Raw genomic sequence first — 19708 nt, 5'->3', positions numbered from 1 at the left:
AAATTGTCAGTCTCTTAGAGTGAAGAGGTAATCTGCAGTTCGCTGGCGCCGTCGAGCGCGTAGACGTCGTCGCGGAACTGCACGACGCCCGGGGCCGTCGACCAGGCCGAGAGATAGAGGAAGTGGACCGGAACCGGGTTGGTGACCTGGATCGGCGTGTTTTCGCCGGTCTTGATCGCCGCCTCGAAATGCTGACGGTCCCAGCCCGGCGTGTCGCGCAGGATCCAGGTGACGAGGTCGCGCACATTCTGCACGCGTACGCAGCCCGAGGAATCGAAACGCATCATCTTGCCGAAAAGGCTCTGCTGCGGCGTATCGTGCATGTAGACGCCGTCGGGGCTGGGGAAATTGATCTTGACCGAGGCCATCGCGTTGCCCGCGCCAGGATCCTGGCGGAAGCGATACTTGGCGGCGTCGTCGGTCGACCAGTCGACAGTGAGCGGATCGACCTCGCTGCCGTCCGGCGCGAACAGGCGGATATGGCTGTCCTTCAGATAATCGGGATTCTTGCGCATCAGCGGGATGATGTCCTTGCGCACGATCGAGACCGGCGCGTTCCAGTATGGATTGACGATGATCTCGTTGATCTTGGAATTGACGATCGGCGTCTGGCGATCGATCTTGCCGACGATTGCGGTGTGGCGAAGCACGACGCGGTCGTTCTCGACCGCTTCGATCTGCGCGGCCGGAATGTCGACCAGCACGTAGCGGCTGCCGAGCGTCCCGGCCTTCTCCTTGAGCCGCTGCAGGTTGGTCTGCAACTGGCCAAGCCGGATCTGCGCCGAAACGTTCATCGCGGCATAGGTATACTTGCCCATGGAGCCGTCGGCCGGCAGGCCATGGCGCAACTGGAAGCGCTTGACCGCCGAGTCGACATAGGAATCGAAGGCGGTCGAGATGCCGGCGCTCTGCGACAGATCGCCCGCAGCCATCAGACGCTTGCGCAGCGGCACGACATCGGGATCATCGACACCGAGCTGCAGTTTCTTGGTTGCGGGGACCTCTGCCCAGCCGCCCTGCCCGACGATGTTTTGGTACTGCGCGACCGCCTGCTCGGTGAAGGCGACGGTCTGCGGGCTGAAGATCGGCAGCGTCGAGGCCACTTTGCCGCCTTCGCTGGCGCGAGCGTCGAACTGGTCGTCCCAATTGCCGCGGGCCGAGGATTTCAGGATATCCCCGATCACATCCTGCGCGCTCGCACGGCCGGCCACCATGGCGGCGGCGAGCAACGAGGCTCCGGAAAGGAAAAAGCGGCGGCTGGTTCTCATGGACGTTCCAGACATTCTTGTAGCATTCGATCAGGGGCGATTTTGCCCGCACTCTAAAGTTGGCAATCTTAACAATTAGCCAACCATGTCCGCATCGGTTCGGCCACAAACGCGTGACGCACCGTCCGGTTCCAGGTGAACGCACAGCCTGGACCGCAGCTTCACCGGCGTCCTCGGTTCCATTGGAATATGGCGGCAACGTGGCCTTGGCCCGCGATTTGCATCGGGCGACGCAGCGAAATGAAGAGCCCGTGCCTTTTCGGTACCGACGCGCGATCGGCGGCCGCGACATCGACCGATGAACCGCAGGCCGATGATGATACACTGACAAGCCAGTCCAAAGCGAGGAATGAGACCATGCCTGGTGTCCTTTCAGTCGTCGCGGCCTTCGCTTTGGCCGGAGGTCCAAACGGCAGCAGTCCAACGCCGGAGGAGACGGTCGCCTATTTCGTGCACGGCCTGGAACAGGGCGCGATCCCCAAATACGGGCAGCAGGCCGACGAACCGATGAAGCAGGTGTCCCGATCGCCGGCTATCTTCACCAGCACGGGCCCGAACGAGGTCGGCGACAAAACCGAAACGATCAGGTTCATCGTCACCAGGCTGGACGATTGCACCTACAAGGCAGAACAGCAGTTCGAGGAGGACGGCGACATCTACTACCGCCTGACCTACGAAGTTCGGCTTGGTAACGTGACCGCCCTGTCGTTCGACAGTCCGCCTTTTGCCATCTCGCTCAAGGGACTGGTGAAATCCTGCTCAACCGACACCGAGGGCAGCTGCGACCTGACGCGAGAACCCGAAACAATCGGCCCGTTCTTCGGCGAACAGGCCCGGCCGAACAGGCGCTTACCTATTTCCACGAGAAATTCTGTCCGCTGAAGCCGTGATCCTGTCTGGCTGACTGTCGCACGATCCCTCAGCGTGGAGTTGCAACATTTGGGTCCGGACTTGGCTGCGCCCTCAATTCCGAACATCTTTGCAACACCTCATGCTGAGGATAGCGCAGGACCTTGTTATCCTCCAGTTTGAGCAACAGTTCCCGACTCTTGTCCGTGCTTTCACCATCCGTACACGACATGTCCAGGATGACGACATCCAGGCGGTTGATCTTCTGTACCTTGTCCAACGTGCAGCCCACCTCTCACATCTCCACTGCCTTGTCGGTAAACGTCACGATCGAGTCATTGTTGTCACATGGGGAACTGCCTTCCGCGGCGAAGGAATCCTTCCAAGGGATCAGGAAAAGAAAAAGGGCCGATGCCTTTCGGCACCAGCCTTGACCAGAGGTCGACATTTCGGCCGCGCTTCTGTGGCGCGGGCCAGATCTGATGTGGATGGCTTACATCCGGTAGGCGATGGTGTCGTTCCAGAAGCGGTCGAGGCGCTGCAAGGCGCGGTTCATCTGCTTGAACTCGTCGGTGTTGATGCCGCCGACCTGCTCGATCGAGCCGACATGGCGCTCATAGAGACCGGCGACGACCTCGGCCACCTCATTGCCCTTCGGGGTCAGCGAAACGCGGACCGAACGGCGGTCGATGCGCGAGCGTTGGTGGTTGATGAAGCCGAGATCGACCAGCTTCTTCAGATTGTAGGAGACATTCGAGCCGAGATAGTAGCCACGCGAGCGCAGTTCGCCGGCGGTCAGCTCGGAATTGCCGATGTTGAAGAGCAGCAGCGCCTGGATGGCATTGATGTCGGAACGGCCGTTGCGGTCGAATTCGTCCTTGATGACATCAAGCAGACGGCGGTGCAGCCGCTCGACGAGCTGCAGCGATTCCATGTACAGCGAGCGGATAGCCTCGCGGCGGTCGTCGGAAACGTTGGCGGTCTTCGCCGCCGGACGCGAATTGATCATTGTCTTTGCCTCTCGTTTGTCGCCCTGGTGATTTTTTGTTTTTCACCTTGATCGCGACACTATCGAATACTCATAAAATTCGACTTAAACGCTAGGGCTAACAAGAGCTTACCGGTAAGAGGTTTCGGAAGAGGCTTAACGAACGGTCACCCGAGTAAGGATAATTAACCTAAAGGCTTAGGCACTTATCGCAGGGCTCAATCCGGGCGTTTGCCAAGTCGTCAACGGCCTCAACGGCTTAGTGCCGGACGGGGCGTTTCTGCAGCCAGATGACGACGCGAAAGACGATGTAGAGCAGCGCCACCGCCGCATGCGAGACGACGATCAGCGGCCGATGGCCAAAAAGCTCGGGAAACCCGGCATACATGACGGTCTCGGTGACCGCGCAGATGAACCAGATCACCGGGCCCCACGAGGCCAGCATCCACAACCCCGCCGCGGCAAAGGGGAAAAACACGGCGAGCATCACCGCCGCCACCTGCCAATGCACCGGCATCAGGTCGAAGCGCCACAGCGGGCCCGGATAGAAGCCGATCAGCTTGATCCAGTACAGGATGCCGAACAGCAGGCAGTAGCCTGATATGACGCGCTGGAACCAGGCGAAGATCACCTCGACCGTCGAGGGCTGCAGGACGACGCGTCTCGACGTCACCTCGTTCATAGCGGGAGTTCCCGTTCGCCGAGCGGGGCGAAATAGGCCTCGACATCCGCCTCGCCGACCGCATCGAGCGTTGCCGGCCGCCATTGCGGCTTCGATCCCTTGTCGATGATGGCGGTGCGGATGCCTTCGTAGAAATCGTGGCCGGCAAGCATGCGGTTGAGGATGCGGAACTCCATCTTCATGCACTCGTCCATCGACAAGGTCTGCCCGGCGCTGATCTGCCGCCAGGCGACGCGAAGGCTGGTGGGCGAGCGCGTGCGCATCGTCGCCAGCGTCTTTGCCGCGAATTCGTCGGTGCCCGCCGCGCGGTCCAGGCTATCGATGATATCCTGCAGCGACGGTTGGGCGAAATGGCGGGAGATCGCTTCCAGCGTCGGCCTGTCGGTCTCCCGCTTTGCCGGGACGAAGAAACCGCGCAGCACCGATTCCGGATCGCCGGTAAGCACCAGCCGATCGAGAAAGCTGGCCTGGTCCTCGGCCTTGATGGTGTGGGTGGCCAGCCCCGACCACAGCGCATCGCCATGGCGGATGCGGTTGCCGGTCAGGGCCAGATACATGCCGAACGAGCCGCCAAGGTCGGGCAACAGATGGCTGGCGCCGACATCCGGGAAAAAGCCGATGCCGACCTCCGGCATGGCGAACTGGGCATTCTCGGTCATCACCCGGTGCGAGCCGTGAAAGGAAACGCCGACGCCGCCGCCCATGACGATGCCGTCGATGAGCGCCACATAGGGTTTCTTGAAGCTGTTGATGCGGGCGTTGAGCCTATACTCGTCGGCGAAGAACTCGACCGGCAGCTTTCCAGCCCGGCCGGCTTCATAAATGTGCAGGATGTCGCCTCCAGCCGAAAACGCCCTGCCCTCGGCCTTGACCAGGACGACGTCCACGCCGTCGTCGCGCTCCCAGGCATGCAGGGCCTTGCCCAGCGCCCTGACCATGCGATGGGTGACGGCATTGAGCGCCTGCGGTCGCGTCAGCGTGACGACACCGGCCCTGCCCAAGCGCTCGAAGCGAATTTCGTCGCCTCCATCAAAATCCATCGCCAGAGAATCCCTCCCCCGCGCCTGCGGGACTGAAGTGCTAAAGGCGGCGCATGGGTGCGTCAATGGCAGCAGCCTCCGCGCCGTGGTCTTGGCGACCGGCGGCGGGCGGTGCTACGAAGATCGCCGCCGTTGCAAGCGACGCGCCGATATCGCGCACAGACGGCGTCGGGGAACAGCTGGCCATGCCCGAATTTCTTCGTGCCGTGCTTTTGACGATCGGGGTCATGATCGCTGGCCTGGCGCCTCGTGCCGCATTGGCCATCACGACCGACGATCTCTACCAGTCGCGGACCATCGTCACCGGCCAGGGCGAGGTGAACCGCCGGATAGGCTTCAAGGATTGCCTGGACCGGGTTCTGGTCAGGGTTTCAGGCGATCAACGCCTGCTGGAGAAACCCGAAATGGCGGCTCTGCGCGACAAGGCAGGCGATTTTGTCGACTCCTTCCGCTACCATGACCGGCTGGAGGGCATTCCGATCCATGACGAGCAAGGCACGCATGACCGGCCGCATGATCTGAACTGTCTCTACAAGCCCGCCACGGTCAACAAGCTGCTCGCGCAGCTTGGCAGCAAGCCCTGGCTTGGCGAACGGCCAACGCTCGCCGTCTTTCTCACCGTCGAACAGGGCGCGAGGCATTTCGCGCTCAGCGCCGAGGAGGAGCGTGGCAAGACGATGCGCGAGTCTTTCGCCAATGCCACCGATCCGCTGTTGATGCATGTCGTATTTCCGAAGGCGGTACAGCTGGCCGAGCTGGGCGAAAAAGGGCTGCGCACCGACGACATGGCAAGGCTGGATCTGCTGGCCAAACAGGCCGGTGGCGCGCAAGCGCTCGCTGGCAGCATCGTCTGGAGCGACAAGGATCTCGGGTGGATCGCCGATTGGCGCCTGGCCGATCACGGCAAGAGCTATCGCTGGCGGGTGCGTGGCGTCAGCTTCGACGAGGCGTTCCGCGTGGCAATTGGCGGCGCCGCGCAGGTTCTTTCGGGTAATGGGCAGCCCTGACCGGATAGATATGGCGGGACGCGCCCATCTCGGCTTTGCCGATCTGCCCACAAGGCGGAGATTGGCGGCTTCGGCCTGGCACAATCGTGTCGCATTGGTCAGCGGCAAGGGCTCGTGATAAAACCTGCTGATCCGGAGTATTGGCCATGAACAAATTCACCCCGACAAAGCCAGCCGGCGCGCGCAGCGTCGACGACGTGACCGGCAGCCGCCGCCTGCGCCGCATGCGCAAGGCCGACTGGTCGCGCCGCCTGGTCCAGGAGCACAGGCTTTCGGTCGACGACCTGATCTGGCCGATCTTCGTTGTCGAGGGCAGGAATGTGCGCGAGCCGATCGCCGCCATGCCTGGCGTCTTCCGCCTGTCGGTCGATCTTGCCATCAAGGAGGCCGAACGCGCGGCCAGGCTCGGAATTCCGGCACTCGCCACCTTCCCCAATGTCGAACTGGCCTTGCGCGACCAGACCGGCTCGCACATTCTCGACCCGGAAAACATCATCAACCGCGCCACTCGCGCGATCAAGGACGCGGTGCCCGGGATCGGCATCATCACCGACGCGGCGCTCGACCCGTTCACCAGCCACGGCCATGACGGCATCCTGCGCGACGGCATCATCGTCAACGACGAAACGGTCGAACAGGTCGCGGCGGCGGCCGTCATCCAGGCAGCGGCCGGCGCCGACATCATCGCGCCATCCGACATGATGGACGGCCGGATCGGCGCCATACGCGACGCGCTCGACGCCAACGGTTTTCAGGACGTCGCGATCATGTCCTATGCGACGAAGTTCGCCTCGGCCTTCTACGGCCCCTATCGCGAGGCCGTCGGCACCGCAGGCCTGCTCAAGGGCGACAAGAAGACCTATTACATCGACCACGCCAATTCGGATGAGGCGGTGCGCGAGGCCGAGCAGGACATCGCCGAGGGCGCGGACATGCTGATGGTCAAGCCCGGCCTGCCCTATCTCGACATCATCCGCCGGCTCAAGGACGAATTCCAGATGCCGACCTTCGCCTACCAGGTGTCGGGCGAATATTCGATGATCAAGGCGGCGGGAGCCAATGGCTGGATCGACGGCGAGAAGGCGATGCTGGAATCGCTGCTCGCCTTCAAGCGCGCCGGCTGCGACGGCATCTTGACCTATTTCGCGCCCGAAGTGGCCGAAATGCTGAAGGGGTAGTCCGGCCTGGCCGGCAAAGCCTTTCAGTAGACGTCACCAATCTTTCGACCGGTCGGCATTTCTTTCGAATTCCCGCAGACAAAAACCGGCAGCCCCGGCTATGATAGCCGCACGGCCGGAGACGGCCGGCAGCCCGCACGTCGCCAGGAGGCATGGCGAACGCCTCCAGAGGATACGTCCTGACCCGCTTCACCCGTCGGGCGATCGGCGGCCGTCCCAGCGGCCGGTTGTGATCCGAATCGATCGTCACGAAACGATAGGGACATCGCTTGGAGGCGAGATCCGGGTATGTGTCTTTTTCCCCTTAGAAAATAGCGCTTGCAATTTGCAATTGGTTTGCTAAACAACAACCGATTGCAAAACGCAACTGGTTATCGAGGAGGCTTTCATGTCCATGCTGCGTGTCAACGCATTCACCCTATCGCTCGACGGCTATGGCGCCGGCCCCGATCAGGATCTGCAAAATCCGCTCGGCATCGGCGGGGAATCCTTGCACAAGTGGTTTATCGACACCCGCACCTTCCGTGAGATGGTGCTAGGGCAAGAGGGCGGCACCACCGAAATCAACGAGGCGTTCGCGGCGCGCAGTTTCGAAAATGTCGGCGCCTGGATCCTCGGCCGCAACATGTTCGGGCCGATCCGCGGCGAATGGCCTGACGACAGCTGGAAGGGCTGGTGGGGCGACAACCCGCCCTACCATGTGCCGGTGTTCGTGCTGACGCACCACGCGCGGGCACCCATCACGATGGAAGGCGGCACGACCTTTTATTTTGTGACCGACGGCATCCATTCGGCGCTCGAGCAGGCGAAGGCGGCGGCCGGCGGCAAGGATGTGCGGATCGGTGGTGGGGTCGCCACCATCCGGCAATATCTGCAGGAGAGCTTGATCGACGAGATGCATCTGGCAATCTCGCCGGTGTTGCTTGGCAAGGGCGAGCACCTCTTCGCCGGCCTGGATATGTTGAGGCTTGGCTATCAATGCACCGAGCAGGTGGCGACGGCGCTTGCCACGCATGTGGTGATCAAGCGGGCGTAGTTACAGCGCTTTCTCCCCGCCAGCGGCAATTTCATCAGAACAGGATTGGCTGCGCAACGCCAACGATCGAAGTCAGCGCCGCCCCTCATCCGCCCTTCGGGCACCTTCTCCCCGTAAAACGGGGAGAAGGAAAAGGTGTTCAATACTTCTCCGGCACGTAGAGCTCGCGCGGCAGCGTCTGGCGCTCGTATTCTGGGTTGAAGACGCGTTCCGGCAGCGTGATCTCCTCGTGCGGCACCTCTTCATACGGCATCTGCTTGAGCAGATGATCGATGCAGTTCAGCCGCGCCCGCTTCTTGTCATTGCCCTCGACGATGAACCAGGGCGCCTCGGGAATGTTGGTGCGGGCGAAGGTCTCTTCCTTGGCCTTGGTGTACTGCTCCCAGCGCACGCGCGACTGCAGATCCATCGGCGACAGTTTCCACTGCTTCATCGGGTCATGGATGCGCATCAGGAAGCGCATCTGCTGCTCCTCGTCGGTGATCGAGAACCAGTATTTGACCACGGTGATGCCGGAGCGCACCAGCATCCGCTCGAACTCGGGAACGTCGCGGAAGAATTCCTCGACCTGGCCGGCATCGGCAAAGCCCATCACCCGCTCGACGCCGGAGCGGTTGTACCAGGAGCGGTCGAACAGCACGATCTCGCCGCCCGCCGGCAGGTGCGGGACATAGCGCTGGAAATACCATTGCGACTTCTCGCGCTCGGTCGGCGCCGGCAGCGCCACGACACGGCAGATGCGCGGGTTGAGCCGCTGGGTTATGCGCTTGATGACGCCGCCCTTGCCGGCGGAATCGCGGCCCTCGAAAATCACCACCAGCTTCTTCTTATGATAGGCGACCCAGGACTGCAGCTTGATCAGTTCGGACTGCAAGGTGATCAGGTCGCGAAAATATTGCATGCGGTCGATCGAAGGCGGATGCGCGTTCTTGTAGATCTTGGCGATCTCCATCGACAGCGCCGGCTCCGACATTTCGAGCTCATAGTCTTCGTCGAGCGTGTCGGCGAGCTCGGCTTCGAGCCAGTCCTTGGCGGGAGAATTCTGTCTTTGCTCAGTCATTTGCACTGCTCCGCTTGCAAGCCCTGTCGGTTCCCATACGGCGCCCCAAATTGCTGGCTAGCGGCCTGGAAGGGAAACACCTGAGCCGACCTCAATATAGAGCGGCAGTGACGGTTTTATTGCAGGCGGACGCTATAGCGGCCGCAGCGGCGTCCGCCATGTCCAATCGATCCATCGCCATGGCATGGCGACAAGCCGGCCGAATTGTCCTACAAATCCTCTGTCGCATTCCGGGCTGCCCTTTGGCCCCGCCCCCATTTAACGCAATCGCGAGGACTGACATGGAATACCGCATCCTTGGCCGTTCCGGCCTGAAGGTTTCGACACTGACTTTGGGCACCATGACCTTCGGCGGCACCGGGCCCTTCGCCGCGGTCGGCAACAGCGATCTTGGCGAAGCCAAGCGCATGATCGACATGTGCATCGATGCCGGCATCAATCTCATCGACACGGCCAATGTCTACTCCAACGGCCTGTCGGAGGAGATCATCGGCGAGGCACTCGGCGGCAAGCGCAGGAACGACGTGCTGATTGCCTCCAAGGCGCGCATGCGGATCGGCAGTGGACCGAACGACGAAGGCCTGTCGCGCCACCACCTGATCCGCGAATGCGAGAAGAGCCTGAAGCGGCTGAAGACCGACGTCATCGACATCTATTTCGTCCACCAGTGGGACGGGCTTACCCCGGTCGAGGAAACGGTCGCGGCGCTCGACACTTTGGTCAACCAGGGCAAGGTGCGCTATATCGGCTGCTCCAACTGGTCCGGGTGGCAGGTGATGAAGGCGCTGTGCGTCAGCGACAGCCGTCACCAGCAGCGCTTCGTCACCCAGCAAATCCACTACACGCTGGAGGCACGCGAGGCGGAATATGAACTGCTGCCGATATCGGTCGACCAGGGGCTGGGCGTGCTGGTCTGGAGCCCGCTCGCCGGCGGCCTGCTGTCCGGCAAATACCACCGCGACAGCCCGACCGCACGGCAACTCGCCGGCTGGTCCGAGCCGCCGATCCGCGACGAGGACCGGCTCTGGCGGATCGTCGATGTGCTGGTCGAGATCGGCAAGGCTCGCGGCGTATCGGCCGCGCAGGTGGCGCTGGCCTGGCTACTCGGCCGTCCCGCTGTCTCCTCGCTGGTGATCGGCGCCCGCAACGATGCCCAGCTCAAGGACAATCTCGCGGCCGCAAGCCTGGCGCTCAGCCCTGAGGAACGCCAGCGCCTCGACGCGGTCAGCCGGCCGCCCGTGCTCTACCCCTATTGGCACCAGCAATTGACGGCCAAGGATCGCTTCGGCCCTGCCGACACGGTTCTCGACCGCAGCGTCATCTGACCATCAGGCGGAGGCGCGCTTGCCCTCGATGAAGCGCCAGAGCTCGGGATCGGGCTCGATCTGGCCGCTGAGCACGAAGTATTTGTAGAGCACGAGCAGGGAGATCGCCTGCTCGTCTCGCTCATTGGAGAATTTCCGGCAATAGGCATTGGCCGCGGCAATGATGCGCTCTGCCTGCGCCGGATGTCGTTCGAAATGGCGCACCTTTTCGTCGAGATCAGCGAAATCCGGATCGAGCGGCACATAGTGGACATTGGCCTCGAGCTGGCGCTCCGCGAACCATGTCTCGTATGTCGGCGGCGGCATCAGGCAAAGCGACTTCGAGCTCAAGATCCATTTGAGGTTGGTCGCCACGTCATTGCCCTCGAGCGAGACGATGTAGCGGTAGCGCTGGTGCTGGCTGATGCTGAGAAAGGGCTTGGCGTATTCGGCCGGTGCGTTCGGCTTGTGCGAGCCGGCATCGCAGAATGGCAGGTCGCGCACCGCTTGCAGAAACCGTGTCCTGATCGGATTGTTGAGATCACCGCGCCAGACCACCATAGACAACTTGTCGGCGAACGAGATGGTGTCAGCCGGCATCTGGAAGTGACGGAATTTGTCGAGCTTCATGATGACCGCGTTCTGGTCGTCATCACGAATCGGCCTATCCTTGACGATCGTCGGCACCTTCGGCACGTCCCTGACGTCGCCGAATTCGACGTCGATGAGCAATCCGGGATCGAAATAGCGGGCGAATTCCTTCAGGTCGTAATAGTACATGGTCGGCGTGAACGGCAGTTTGCTGATGCGCACCGCATTGGCGCTTGGCGCGAAACCGTCCTGCAGCTTGTTGTAGTAGTTCAACCGCCGCCGCGCCGCCTCGTCGGAACGCATGGCCTGTTCGAGGCGAGCAGCCAGCCTGCGGCGGAACAGGGCTTGGGGAATGACATCGCGCACGACGTTTCGCGCATAGTAGAAAACCCGTGCCGACGTCCGCGCAATTGTAGCCATGATTCACTTGGTCAAAACAAACGGGCAGCACTCAAATACGCTGGCGCCCCGCGTTTCCTACATCATTATGGCGCCGATCTGGCAAGCCCCTCGATCTCCGGGGCCGCGCCCGTGCACTGTCGTTTCAGCTGTTGTGTTTGACGGCTAATGCTCCTAGGCAGGGTCGGAGCCGCAAGGCAGGTCAAAAGGAGCCGATATGGCACGAGCACCAAACTACGATCAGGAACGCAAGGAACGCGACCGGCAGAAGGCGGCGAAGAAAGCCGAAAAGCTGGCGGCCAAGGTTGCCGCGCGCGAACGTTCCAAGCCCGAGGCAGAGATCGAAAACGAAACGCCGGAATGACGGCAAAAGGCCCGCATATGCGGGCCTCGCGTCAATCCAGGCTGTGGTCCTGCGTCAGGCAGGAGCCTTGTCGCTGACAAAAACGTCCACTTCGCGCGCCGCGGCGATAAAGGCGCGCCGCGCGTTCATCGCCGGCTTGTCGCCGGCCAGTGCGTCGTGGCAGGCCTGCAGCGCCGCGCGATGCTTGGGACTGCGCTTGCCTGGCCAGCTGTTGAGGAGGTATTCGGATGCCTCGCGGGCCGTTCGCAAGAGCTGGGTGCTTCCCGCCGTGACGGACTTGACGGTCACTGGTGTTTCAAATCGGTTGTTTTCCATCGCCGCTCTTACGCCATCGGCGTCCGTGAAGCGAGGCCGAAAGTGCGCTTGGCGCGAGGCGTCGCCTGTTTTTGCCGGCGAGCGCCCTGCCCCATAGCGGCGCTAAGCAGCGACGACGGCAAATCCCCTGGCGCGAAGGCCGCGCCGGTCGTTGGCGAGCGACGTCACCAGCCGGTCGCGGCTGCCGACGATGTGCGCAGAAAGCAGGCGGGCCGCTTCATCGGCATCGCCAAGGCGTGCCGCGGCCAGAATGGCGCGGTGTTCGGCCCAGGCGCGACCAAGGGCCGCTTCGTCACGCACTTCCAGCCAGCGAGCGCGCGACAGGCGCGTCATGGCATCGCGCACCGCCCTGAACAGAAATTCGTTGCCGGACAGGCGCGCCAGCTCGATGTGAAAATCCATGCCGACACGATGCCACTCCTCGCGCGGCGTATTGTCGTCGCAGGAATCGAGCATCGCCTCGATCACGTCGATGGTGCTGCTTTCGGCATGCGTGCATGTCAGCCGGACAGCCGCGACCTCGACTGCTTCGCGATAGACCGCGATCTGCTCGAGCTCGGCAAGGTTGATGGGCGATACCGTCCAGCCGCGGCCATCCCTGCCGACCAGCCCCTCGGTCTCCAGCCGCAGAAGTGCTGCCCTGACCGGCGTGCGCGAGGCGCCGAAGCGGCCTTCGATCCAACGCTCGGTCAATTTCTCGCCTGGACCGATCTCAAGCCCCAGGATCATCTCGCGCAACTGCCGTTCGACATTCTGCATCTGCGACATAGCGCTTCCTTGTTCCGAAGCCGCATTGACAGCAGCCGGGTTGGAGTTCATGACGGATACCAGTTTGGTATCCCAAAATGGTATCCGCAACAAGCGCTGATATCGGGCAGGCAGGACATGACACAGGAAGACACGCAACAGAGCGGCTACAACATCCACTGGCGGCGCAATCTCGCCGTCTGTTTCGGTGGCTCGTTCAGCACGCTCATCGCCATGACCCTGCTGTTGCCCTTCCTGCCGCTTTACGTCGAACAGCTCGGCGCGCAAGGCCATGCCGCCATCGTGCAATGGTCCGGCATCGCCTATGGCGCCACCTTCTTCGCCGCGGCCTTGGTCGCGCCCTTGTGGGGACGGCTGGGCGACCGCTACGGCCGCAAGGTGATGCTGGTGCGCGCCAGCTTCGGCATGGCGATCTGCATGTCGCTGACAGGCATGGTCGAGACGGTCTGGCAACTGGTGCTGCTGCGCCTGCTGATCGGCTTTGCCGGCGGCTATTCCTCGGGGTCAACCATATTGGTGGCCATGCAGACGCCCAAGGACCGTTCCGGCTGGGCGCTGGGCGTGCTGTCTGCGGGAATAACGGCGGGCTCGCTGGTCGGGCCCCTGCTTGGCGGTGCGCTGCCGCCAGTGATCGGCATTCGCGCCACCTTCCTTCTGTCCGGCGGCGTCATCTTCCTTGCCTTCCTGGCAACGACCTTCCTCATCAAGGAGACCCCGCGCCCGAAGCCGGTAAAGGCGGGATCTGGCGCCAGGCCGAAAAGCGGCTGGTCACGGATTCCAGACAAGCGCCCGGTCGTGGCCATGCTGATAACCGGTATGCTGCTGGCCTTCGCCAACATGTCGATCGAGCCGATCATCACCGTCTATGTGCAGCAGCTCATCGAGGATCAGAGCCGGGTGACGATGGTCGCCGGCGTGGTGATGTCGGCGGCGGCGCTGGGCACCATCCTGTCGGCGTCCTGGCTCGGCAAGCTCGCTGACCGCGTCGGTCACTGGAACGTCGTCGTCGGGGCGCTGACCGTCTCGGCCCTGCTGCTGATACCGCAAGCCTTCGTCACCAATGGCTGGCAACTGATCGGCCTGCGCTTCCTGATGGGTCTGGCGCTCGGCGGCTTGCTGCCCTGCATCACCAGCGTCATCCGCCACAACATCCCGGACGGCGTCGGCGGCAATGTGCTTGGCCTGGCGATCTCGGCGCAGTATGTCGGGCAGGTTGCGGGACCATTGACCGGCGGCTTCGTCGGCGGTCATTTCGGCATGCGGGCGGTGTTTCTCGGCACATCGGCGCTGATGGCCGGCGGCGCCGTCTACAACTGGATCGTCCAGTCGCGGCGCATACGGCATATGGCACTGGAAGCAAGTGAGTCCTGAGAGCGTTAGAGGGAGCTGGCCGACATGAATTCCGCCGAACCAAGCGCCAGCCGCCTCCTCGTGCTTGCCGGCGGTCTCTCCGGCGCGGCGGGCGTGGCGCTGTCGGCAGCGGCCGCGCACCGCGGCGGCGCCTTTACCGGCACGGCCGCGTCGTTCCTCTTGATGCACGCGCCTGTCTTCCTCGCCGTCGGCCTCATCGGCGCGAATCGCTGCCTGCGGATCGCGAGCCTCGTCCTGCTTGCCGGGCTCCTGCTTTTCGCGGGCGATCTCTTCGCCCGCGATTTCCTCGGATCGAGACTGTTTCCGATGTCGGCGCCAATCGGAGGCACCCTGCTCATCGCCGGCTGGCTGGGGATAGCGATCTCCGCCCTGGTGCGTCCGCGTTCCTGAGACCGACTACGCGGGTATCAATCCTTGGGACGTTCGGTACGTACCCAAAGATCGCGATTGCGCGCGGCCGGCTTCGTCAGGCGCCGCACCCTCGGCCGCTCGGCGGCCGGGGCGATGCCCCAGTAGTTGCGATAGATGTCCTCGAACAAATGCTTGATGGGATGCATGGTTCTTCTCCCTTTCAATTGAATCGATCCAATCAGTGAGCAAAAAATGCGTCGCTTAGCTGCACTTGCGCTCCACAAGGAAGCGAAGATCGCGAATCCAAGGGCCGGTCCTGCCCCGGCGCCTGGAGCTGTTGGCGGATCCGATCCGCCAGCCGTTGCGGTAGATGTCTTCGAACAGATAATTGACGGGATGCATGGCTACCTCCTCCTTGTCACTCAGCAGAGGCAAATCTGCAGTTTGGATCGATTCAAATATAGTCCTCAAGGCATCTTCGGTCAAGCAAAATTTGAATCGATCCAACGAAAATGCTAGATGCAAATCCGGAACGTGCTAAATGCATGTCAGGAGGCACGCACAATGGCGTCACTCACCGCAGGCAATCGAAGACCCGTCCGGCTGGCCGACATCGCCAAGGCCGCCGGTGTTTCGCACGGCACCGCATCCAATGTCTTCAGCCGCCCGGAGATCGTGCGCGAGGAAGTCCGCGAAAGGGTAAAGGCGGCGGCCGAGGCGATGGGCTATGGCGGGCCGGATCCCAAGGGCCGCCTGTTGCGGGCGGGCAAGGTCAACGCCATCGGCGTTGCCACGGCCGAACCCCTCTCCTACTTCTTCGACGATCCCTTCGCGCGCGTCATGATGGCGAGCATCTCGCAGGCCTGCGACGCTACGGGAGCCGGCATCTCCCTGGTCTCGGCCGCCAACAATGAACAACTGGCCTGGAACATCCAGAGCGCCTTGGTCGACGGCTTCATCGTCTTCTGCATCGAAGGCGGCTCGCGCCTCGTGGAACTGGCACGCGAGCGCAAATTGCCCTTCGTGGCGCTCGACCTGGACTCCGAGGATGGGGCGGTAGCGGCGATCGGCGTCGACAACATCGCCGGCGCCAGCCTGGCGGCTCGCCATCTGACGGATCTCGGACATCGCCGCTTCGCCGTCCTGGCACTGCCTTTTGCCGACGGCAGGACAGGGCTCGTTTCACCCGAGCAGGTTCGATCCGCGACCTATGCGGGAACGCGCGACCGCCTCACCGGCTATCTCCAGGAACTCTCGCGGGTCGGCATCGACACATCCAAGGTGCCCGTCTACGAGACCGCCAACGATGCGGCCAGCACGAAAGCGGCGCTCGAAACCATCTTCGCCGCCAAGGAGCCGCCCACGGCCATCCTAGCGATGTCGGACAAGATAGCCCTGGTGACGCTCGAATGGCTGAGCGCACGCAAGGTCAACGTCCCAAACGATGTTTCCATCGTCGGGTTCGACGGTGTTCCGGAAGCCGCCATGTCGGAGCCGCCCTTGACCACGATCGCCCAGCCGATCGCCGAAATGGGCCGCCTTGCCGTCAAGGCGATCCTGGAGAGCGACGGCAAGGTCAGCCGGCAATTGCTGCCGGTCGAGCTGATCGTGCGCGCCTCGTCGGCTCCCCCGCGCGGCTGAACCGCCCCTCAGCGATTGGCCCTTGCTACCGCCGAGATGCCGAAAGACGCACGCACCGGCGTGATGTCCTTTTGCGGCGCGCGAACCTTGCCCAAGCCACCGATGGCCGACAGCCATTCGAGATAGAAGGCCAGCGCGAACTGCATGGCGATGCCGGCCGACAGCAGCAGGGTGTCATAGGCAAGCCCGCCCGGATTGATCAGTTTCATCACCTGCGCGACCATGGCGATCACCGTGCCGGCGATGAAGACCGGCAGAGAGCGCTTGCCGAGTATCGCCAGCGGGTGATCAGGGCTGGTGCGGAACAGGTTCGACAGCGCCGGCAAGGCGACGATGAGGTAGCTGACCGCCAGTATATGCAACAGCCGCGGCAGCGACAGGAACGTCTTGTCGAAGCCACCGAGCACCACGGGAAGCTTGAACCAGGTTATCTGCCCCCAAAGCGGGCTGTGCACCCAGACCAGCGCCGTCGCCACATAGGCCGCGGCCGCGCCGACCAGCCAGCGGTTGACCGGAATGACTCCGCCGCGCCTGACATGCAGCATGGCGGCAAGGCCGATGTTGAACAGGAACTGCCAGGACAGCGGGTTCAGGAACCAGAAGCCGGGCTCGGGATAATTGGGCGGGGCAATCTGCCAGATGCCGGCGACGAGCCACAGCGCACCGGACGCGGCAAGTGCCGCGGCAGGCCGGTAGCTGATGAGCAGGACGAAGGCCGGAGCCATCAAGAGCAGCGCGGCGTAGACTGGCAGGATGTTGTTGTAGCCAAGCTGATGGCCGAGCGTGACGATGCCGACCAGCACCTCCGGCGTGTTCTTCATCAATGGCTCGATGTTGATCAGTTTCAGCAGCTCCGGGCGCCTGGCGAACACCGCCACGGTGCAGAACAAGCCGATCACCACCATCGTGGTGACGATGTGGGCGACGTAGAGCACGGCTGCGCGCCGCCACATCTTCAACGTGGCCAGAAGCCGACCACCCGGCCGGAACTTGGTGCCGTAGGCGAGCGCGACCGAGATGCCGGAAATCAGCACGAAAGCCTCGGCCGCGTCCGAAAAACCTAAATTCTTGTAGGTCAGGGTTTCGAAAGCCGTGCCGGGCACATGGTCGATGAAAATGATGATCAGGGCCAGCGCGCGCAGCACATCGATACGCGTATCGCGTTGGGGCGAAATAGGGGTAGTCATCGACAAAAGGCCTCAAAGCTGGTTGTTCATGTCCAGCAATGCGACCCCCGGCGCACCGCTTCGATTCCTCCCACGCGGAGTATATCGGCGCATAAACGGGCCGGAATGCGCCCGGTTCAATCAACTTTCGCGGAGCATGAAAATATTGCGTTTTGAAGCCGGCAAATTGAGCGGAACCTCATATAATCAAGAGGATGCGGGATGATTGGCGACGACCCCGAAAACGCCCCCCTGGTCACGGATATGGCCTTTGCCTATCGCCTCCTGGCCGCTGGCAGAGACAGCCGTGAGTGCCTGTTCCTGCTGCATGGGTCGGGTGTCGACGAGACGACCCTGATACCGCTGGCAAGACGGATCGCGCCCCGCGTCACGCTGGTCGCGGCGCGTGGCCGCATCCCCCAGGAGGACGGTTTTCGCTGGTTCGAGCGGATAAACCCGACGCGCTTCGAACAGAAGAGCATCCTCGTAGAGACGGCGGCTTTCGCTTCATTCGCAAGCGAGGCAGCCAGACGCCATGGGCTCGATCCCGATCGCGCAACGTACCTCGGCTATTCGAACGGCGCCAATCTGGTTTCCAGCCTGATGCTGCTCCATCCAGGCATCGTCCGCCAGGCGGCACTGCTGCGACCGATGCCCGTCCTCGACCATGTGCCCGCGACGGACCTGGCGGGAACAAGGACGCTGATCATCGCCGGTGCCGCCGACGAGACCTACGGACCGTTCGCGCCGGCGCTGGTGACGCTGCTCAGCCGCCACGGCGCCGAGATCGACGCCCGGATCATTCCCTCGGGCCATGAAATCGGCGATCCGGACGCGGCCATAGTCAGGCAATGGCTGGTGGGATCGGCTGCCGTGGCGTAGGCCCAATCGCAGGCCGCGACCCGTGCCTGCACTCCGGCAATCGACAGAAGGACTGGAGCCTACCGCCCCATCCTGTTCCAGGCATCAAGCCCGGCTATCTTGTAGGCTTCCGCCAGCGTCGGATAGTTGAAGGTGTTGTTGACGAAGAAGTCGACGGTGCCGCCCAGATTGATGACGGCCTGGCCGATGTGAATGAGCTCTGTGGCGCCCTCGCCCACGATGTGCGCGCCGAGCAGGCGGCGCGTTTCGATCGAGAACAACAGCTTGAGGAAGCCGGTGTTGACGCCCATGATGTGGCCGCGCGAGGTCTCGCGGAAACGCGCCACGCCGACCTCATAGGCGGCCCCACTTTCACGCACCTGTTCCTCGGACTGGCCGACGGTCGAGATCTCCGGCACCGCATAGATGCCATAGGGGAAGGTTTCCGGCGGTGGCGGTAGCGTCACGCCGAAAGCGTGGCAGGCGGCCACCCGGCCCTGCTCCATCGAGGTCGAGGCTAGACTCGGAAAGCCGATGACGTCGCCGGCGGCGTAGATGTTGGGGACGCTGGTCTGGAAGGTCTGCGGATCGACCTTGATACGGCCTCGGGAGTCTGCCTCGATTCCGACCACGTCGAGGCCCAGGCTGCCGACATTGCCGGTGCGGCCTGCGGCGTAGAGCACGACTTCCGAACGGATGGTGCGGCCATCGGCCAGTTCCACTTCGGCGGCTTCGGGCTTGGAGCGGATTTCCTTCACCGCGCTGCCAAGCCTTATCGTCATGCCGCGATCGCGCATCTGGTGGATGAAATCGTCGACGATCTCGCGGTCGACGAAATCGAGGATGGAATTGCGCGGCTCGACCAGCGTCACCGGCACGTCGAGCGCGGAAAAGATCGTGGCGTATTCGACGCCGATGACACCGCCTCCGATCACCGTCAGCGTGCGCGGCAGGCGGTCGAGTTCCAGCATCTCGTCACTGTCGAAGACGCGGGTCTTGTCGAAGGGCACATCGCGCGGCCGGTGCGGCCTGGTGCCGACCGCGACCAGGGCGTTGGCGAATCCGACTTCGCTGTAATCGCCATTGTCTGATGTCAGGCTGACCTTGTTGGGGCCGAGAAATTTCACCGCCGCGCGGGCGCTCTTGACGGTGTTGCGGATGAACTGGTGCTGCAGCACCTCGACCTCGTGATCGAGCGTCTTGTGCAGGCGTTCGATCAGATCGCCGACGGAAATGTCCTGCTTGACCCTGTAGCCGCGTCCATAAAAACCGCGCTCGCGCCAGCCCGAGAGATTAAGCACGGTTTCGCGCAGCGTCTTCGAGGGGATGGTGCCGGTGTGTACGGAGACCCCGCCGAGGCGCCGGCCGCGGTCGACCACCAGCACCGATTTGCCGAGCTTGGCCGATTGCACGGCGGCGCGGCGGCCGGAGGGGCCGCTGCCGATGACCAGCATGTCATAGTCCATAGT

21 protein-coding genes are annotated in these 19708 nt (G+C 62.9%); 10 read left to right on the top strand and 11 right to left on the bottom strand.

Annotated features, from left to right (window positions below; all coding sequences use genetic code 11):
- Positions 1-14: 14 nt before the first annotated feature.
- Positions 15-1268, bottom strand: coding sequence for a murein L,D-transpeptidase (locus FJV83_RS05790; RefSeq protein WP_095770442.1), 1254 nt, complete (start codon positions 1266-1268; stop codon positions 15-17).
- Positions 1269-1508: 240 nt separating this feature from the next.
- Between FJV83_RS05790 and FJV83_RS05785 the strand changes: the two genes are divergently transcribed.
- Positions 1509-2150 (top strand): hypothetical protein, encoded by a 642-nt coding sequence (locus FJV83_RS05785; protein ID WP_142884754.1) that lies wholly within the window; start codon positions 1509-1511, stop codon positions 2148-2150.
- Positions 2151-2610: 460 nt separating this feature from the next.
- Here the strand turns inward: FJV83_RS05785 and FJV83_RS05775 are convergent, their stop codons facing one another.
- The 3 genes from FJV83_RS05775 to FJV83_RS05765 all read right to left on the bottom strand — a co-directional run bounded on the left by FJV83_RS05775 (position 2611) and on the right by FJV83_RS05765 (position 4827).
- Complete coding sequence (locus FJV83_RS05775; RefSeq protein WP_008875359.1) at positions 2611-3126, bottom strand: winged helix DNA-binding protein; 516 nt, start codon at positions 3124-3126, stop codon at positions 2611-2613.
- A 238-nt stretch (positions 3127-3364) separates the two neighbouring features.
- On the bottom strand, positions 3365-3787 hold the full coding sequence (locus FJV83_RS05770) for a DUF6163 family protein (RefSeq protein WP_095770445.1): 423 nt from the start codon (positions 3785-3787) through the stop codon (positions 3365-3367).
- A complete protein-coding gene (locus tag FJV83_RS05765; protein ID WP_142876373.1) occupies positions 3784-4827 on the bottom strand; it encodes an enoyl-CoA hydratase/isomerase family protein in 1044 nt (347 codons plus the stop codon). Before FJV83_RS05765 ends, FJV83_RS05770 begins: the two co-directional genes overlap by 4 nt.
- A 185-nt stretch (positions 4828-5012) precedes the next feature.
- Here FJV83_RS05765 and FJV83_RS05760 point away from each other — a divergent pair, with 185 nt between their 5' ends.
- The 3 genes from FJV83_RS05760 to FJV83_RS05750 all read left to right on the top strand — a co-directional run bounded on the left by FJV83_RS05760 (position 5013) and on the right by FJV83_RS05750 (position 8048).
- Positions 5013-5834, top strand: a complete 822-nt coding sequence (locus FJV83_RS05760; protein WP_142884755.1) for a DUF2066 domain-containing protein — start codon at positions 5013-5015, stop codon at positions 5832-5834.
- A gap of 146 nt (positions 5835-5980) precedes the next feature.
- Positions 5981-7012 carry a porphobilinogen synthase gene (gene hemB, locus FJV83_RS05755; RefSeq protein ID WP_142884756.1) on the top strand — a complete coding sequence of 344 codons (1032 nt, stop codon included), beginning with the start codon at positions 5981-5983 and terminating at the stop codon, positions 7010-7012.
- A 388-nt stretch (positions 7013-7400) separates the two neighbouring features.
- Positions 7401-8048 (top strand): dihydrofolate reductase family protein, encoded by a 648-nt coding sequence (locus tag FJV83_RS05750; protein ID WP_142884757.1) that lies wholly within the window; start codon positions 7401-7403, stop codon positions 8046-8048.
- A 139-nt stretch (positions 8049-8187) separates the two neighbouring features.
- On the opposite strand, the gene ppk2 is transcribed toward FJV83_RS05750, so the two are convergent.
- Positions 8188-9108, bottom strand: a complete 921-nt coding sequence (gene ppk2, locus FJV83_RS05745) for a polyphosphate kinase 2 (protein WP_095770448.1) — start codon at positions 9106-9108, stop codon at positions 8188-8190.
- 281 nt (positions 9109-9389) lie between these two features.
- Here ppk2 and FJV83_RS05740 point away from each other — a divergent pair, with 281 nt between their 5' ends.
- Entirely contained in the window at positions 9390-10433 is a 1044-nt protein-coding gene (locus tag FJV83_RS05740; RefSeq protein WP_142884758.1) for an aldo/keto reductase, read from the top strand.
- Between the two features lie 3 nt (positions 10434-10436).
- Here FJV83_RS05740 and FJV83_RS05735 read toward each other — a convergent pair whose 3' ends face one another.
- Entirely contained in the window at positions 10437-11423 is a 987-nt protein-coding gene (locus FJV83_RS05735; RefSeq protein WP_142884759.1) for a glycosyl transferase family 90, read from the bottom strand.
- 196 nt (positions 11424-11619) lie between these two features.
- On the opposite strand from FJV83_RS05735, the gene FJV83_RS05730 reads away from it, so the two are divergent.
- Complete coding sequence (locus FJV83_RS05730) at positions 11620-11766, top strand: hypothetical protein (RefSeq protein ID WP_142884760.1); 147 nt, start codon at positions 11620-11622, stop codon at positions 11764-11766.
- 54 nt (positions 11767-11820) lie between these two features.
- Here the strand turns inward: FJV83_RS05730 and FJV83_RS05725 are convergent, their stop codons facing one another.
- Positions 11821-12081 (bottom strand): DUF982 domain-containing protein, encoded by a 261-nt coding sequence (locus tag FJV83_RS05725; protein ID WP_010915577.1) that lies wholly within the window; start codon positions 12079-12081, stop codon positions 11821-11823.
- Between the two features lie 102 nt (positions 12082-12183).
- Positions 12184-12849: a GntR family transcriptional regulator gene (locus tag FJV83_RS05720; RefSeq protein WP_095770451.1), complete on the bottom strand. Its 666-nt coding sequence runs from the start codon at positions 12847-12849 to the stop codon at positions 12184-12186.
- 117 nt (positions 12850-12966) lie between these two features.
- Between FJV83_RS05720 and FJV83_RS05715 the strand changes: the two genes are divergently transcribed.
- Both FJV83_RS05715 and FJV83_RS05710 read left to right on the top strand, forming a co-directional pair.
- On the top strand, positions 12967-14220 hold the full coding sequence (locus FJV83_RS05715; protein WP_142884761.1) for a multidrug efflux MFS transporter: 1254 nt from the start codon (positions 12967-12969) through the stop codon (positions 14218-14220).
- Between the two features lie 24 nt (positions 14221-14244).
- Entirely contained in the window at positions 14245-14610 is a 366-nt protein-coding gene (locus FJV83_RS05710) for a DUF423 domain-containing protein (protein ID WP_142884762.1), read from the top strand.
- 17 nt (positions 14611-14627) lie between these two features.
- Here the strand turns inward: FJV83_RS05710 and FJV83_RS36340 are convergent, their stop codons facing one another.
- A complete protein-coding gene (locus FJV83_RS36340; protein ID WP_095770454.1) occupies positions 14628-14777 on the bottom strand; it encodes a hypothetical protein in 150 nt (49 codons plus the stop codon).
- 358 nt (positions 14778-15135) lie between these two features.
- Here FJV83_RS36340 and FJV83_RS05705 point away from each other — a divergent pair, with 358 nt between their 5' ends.
- Positions 15136-16212, top strand: a complete 1077-nt coding sequence (locus FJV83_RS05705) for a substrate-binding domain-containing protein (RefSeq protein WP_142884763.1) — start codon at positions 15136-15138, stop codon at positions 16210-16212.
- An 8-nt stretch (positions 16213-16220) separates the two neighbouring features.
- Here the strand turns inward: FJV83_RS05705 and FJV83_RS05700 are convergent, their stop codons facing one another.
- Positions 16221-17399, bottom strand: coding sequence for an OpgC family protein (locus FJV83_RS05700; protein ID WP_095770456.1), 1179 nt, complete (start codon positions 17397-17399; stop codon positions 16221-16223).
- A 201-nt stretch (positions 17400-17600) separates the two neighbouring features.
- Between FJV83_RS05700 and FJV83_RS05695 the strand changes: the two genes are divergently transcribed.
- Entirely contained in the window at positions 17601-18260 is a 660-nt protein-coding gene (locus FJV83_RS05695; RefSeq protein WP_142884764.1) for an alpha/beta hydrolase, read from the top strand.
- Between the two features lie 59 nt (positions 18261-18319).
- On the opposite strand, the gene sthA is transcribed toward FJV83_RS05695, so the two are convergent.
- Positions 18320-19705, bottom strand: a complete 1386-nt coding sequence (gene sthA, locus FJV83_RS05690; protein WP_095770458.1) for a Si-specific NAD(P)(+) transhydrogenase — start codon at positions 19703-19705, stop codon at positions 18320-18322.
- Between the last annotated feature and the right edge of the window lie 3 nt (positions 19706-19708).

The sequence above is a fragment of the Mesorhizobium sp. WSM4307 genome (assembly GCF_007003945.1).
Classification (GTDB): Bacteria; Pseudomonadota; Alphaproteobacteria; order Rhizobiales; family Rhizobiaceae; genus Mesorhizobium.
The sequence above is the reverse complement of the archived record's forward strand: the minus strand, read 5'-3'. Positions and strand labels throughout refer to the sequence as shown.

What these genes read in the sequence shown, in the direction of transcription:
- FJV83_RS05730 (WP_142884760.1), top strand. Translation starts at nt 11,620, where the DNA reads ATGGCACGAGCACCAAACTACGATCAGGAACGCAAGGAACGCGACCGG.
- FJV83_RS05750 (WP_142884757.1), top strand. Translation starts at nt 7,401, where the DNA reads ATGTCCATGCTGCGTGTCAACGCATTCACCCTATCGCTCGACGGCTAT.
- FJV83_RS05765 (WP_142876373.1), bottom strand. Translation starts at nt 4,827, where the DNA reads ATGGATTTTGATGGAGGCGACGAAATTCGCTTCGAGCGCTTGGGCAGG.
- FJV83_RS36340 (WP_095770454.1), bottom strand. Translation starts at nt 14,777, where the DNA reads ATGCATCCCATCAAGCATTTGTTCGAGGACATCTATCGCAACTACTGG.
- FJV83_RS05710 (WP_142884762.1), top strand. Translation starts at nt 14,245, where the DNA reads ATGAATTCCGCCGAACCAAGCGCCAGCCGCCTCCTCGTGCTTGCCGGC.
- FJV83_RS05700 (WP_095770456.1), bottom strand. Translation starts at nt 17,399, where the DNA reads ATGACTACCCCTATTTCGCCCCAACGCGATACGCGTATCGATGTGCTG.
- FJV83_RS05695 (WP_142884764.1), top strand. Translation starts at nt 17,601, where the DNA reads ATGATTGGCGACGACCCCGAAAACGCCCCCCTGGTCACGGATATGGCC.
- FJV83_RS05720 (WP_095770451.1), bottom strand. Translation starts at nt 12,849, where the DNA reads ATGTCGCAGATGCAGAATGTCGAACGGCAGTTGCGCGAGATGATCCTG.
- sthA (WP_095770458.1), bottom strand. Translation starts at nt 19,705, where the DNA reads ATGGACTATGACATGCTGGTCATCGGCAGCGGCCCCTCCGGCCGCCGC.
- FJV83_RS05735 (WP_142884759.1), bottom strand. Translation starts at nt 11,423, where the DNA reads ATGGCTACAATTGCGCGGACGTCGGCACGGGTTTTCTACTATGCGCGA.
- hemB (WP_142884756.1), top strand. Translation starts at nt 5,981, where the DNA reads ATGAACAAATTCACCCCGACAAAGCCAGCCGGCGCGCGCAGCGTCGAC.
- FJV83_RS05770 (WP_095770445.1), bottom strand. Translation starts at nt 3,787, where the DNA reads ATGAACGAGGTGACGTCGAGACGCGTCGTCCTGCAGCCCTCGACGGTC.
- FJV83_RS05760 (WP_142884755.1), top strand. Translation starts at nt 5,013, where the DNA reads ATGCCCGAATTTCTTCGTGCCGTGCTTTTGACGATCGGGGTCATGATC.
- FJV83_RS05740 (WP_142884758.1), top strand. Translation starts at nt 9,390, where the DNA reads ATGGAATACCGCATCCTTGGCCGTTCCGGCCTGAAGGTTTCGACACTG.
- FJV83_RS05715 (WP_142884761.1), top strand. Translation starts at nt 12,967, where the DNA reads ATGACACAGGAAGACACGCAACAGAGCGGCTACAACATCCACTGGCGG.
- FJV83_RS05725 (WP_010915577.1), bottom strand. Translation starts at nt 12,081, where the DNA reads ATGGAAAACAACCGATTTGAAACACCAGTGACCGTCAAGTCCGTCACG.
- FJV83_RS05775 (WP_008875359.1), bottom strand. Translation starts at nt 3,126, where the DNA reads ATGATCAATTCGCGTCCGGCGGCGAAGACCGCCAACGTTTCCGACGAC.
- FJV83_RS05790 (WP_095770442.1), bottom strand. Translation starts at nt 1,268, where the DNA reads ATGAGAACCAGCCGCCGCTTTTTCCTTTCCGGAGCCTCGTTGCTCGCC.
- FJV83_RS05705 (WP_142884763.1), top strand. Translation starts at nt 15,136, where the DNA reads ATGGCGTCACTCACCGCAGGCAATCGAAGACCCGTCCGGCTGGCCGAC.
- ppk2 (WP_095770448.1), bottom strand. Translation starts at nt 9,108, where the DNA reads ATGACTGAGCAAAGACAGAATTCTCCCGCCAAGGACTGGCTCGAAGCC.
- FJV83_RS05785 (WP_142884754.1), top strand. Translation starts at nt 1,509, where the DNA reads ATGAAGAGCCCGTGCCTTTTCGGTACCGACGCGCGATCGGCGGCCGCG.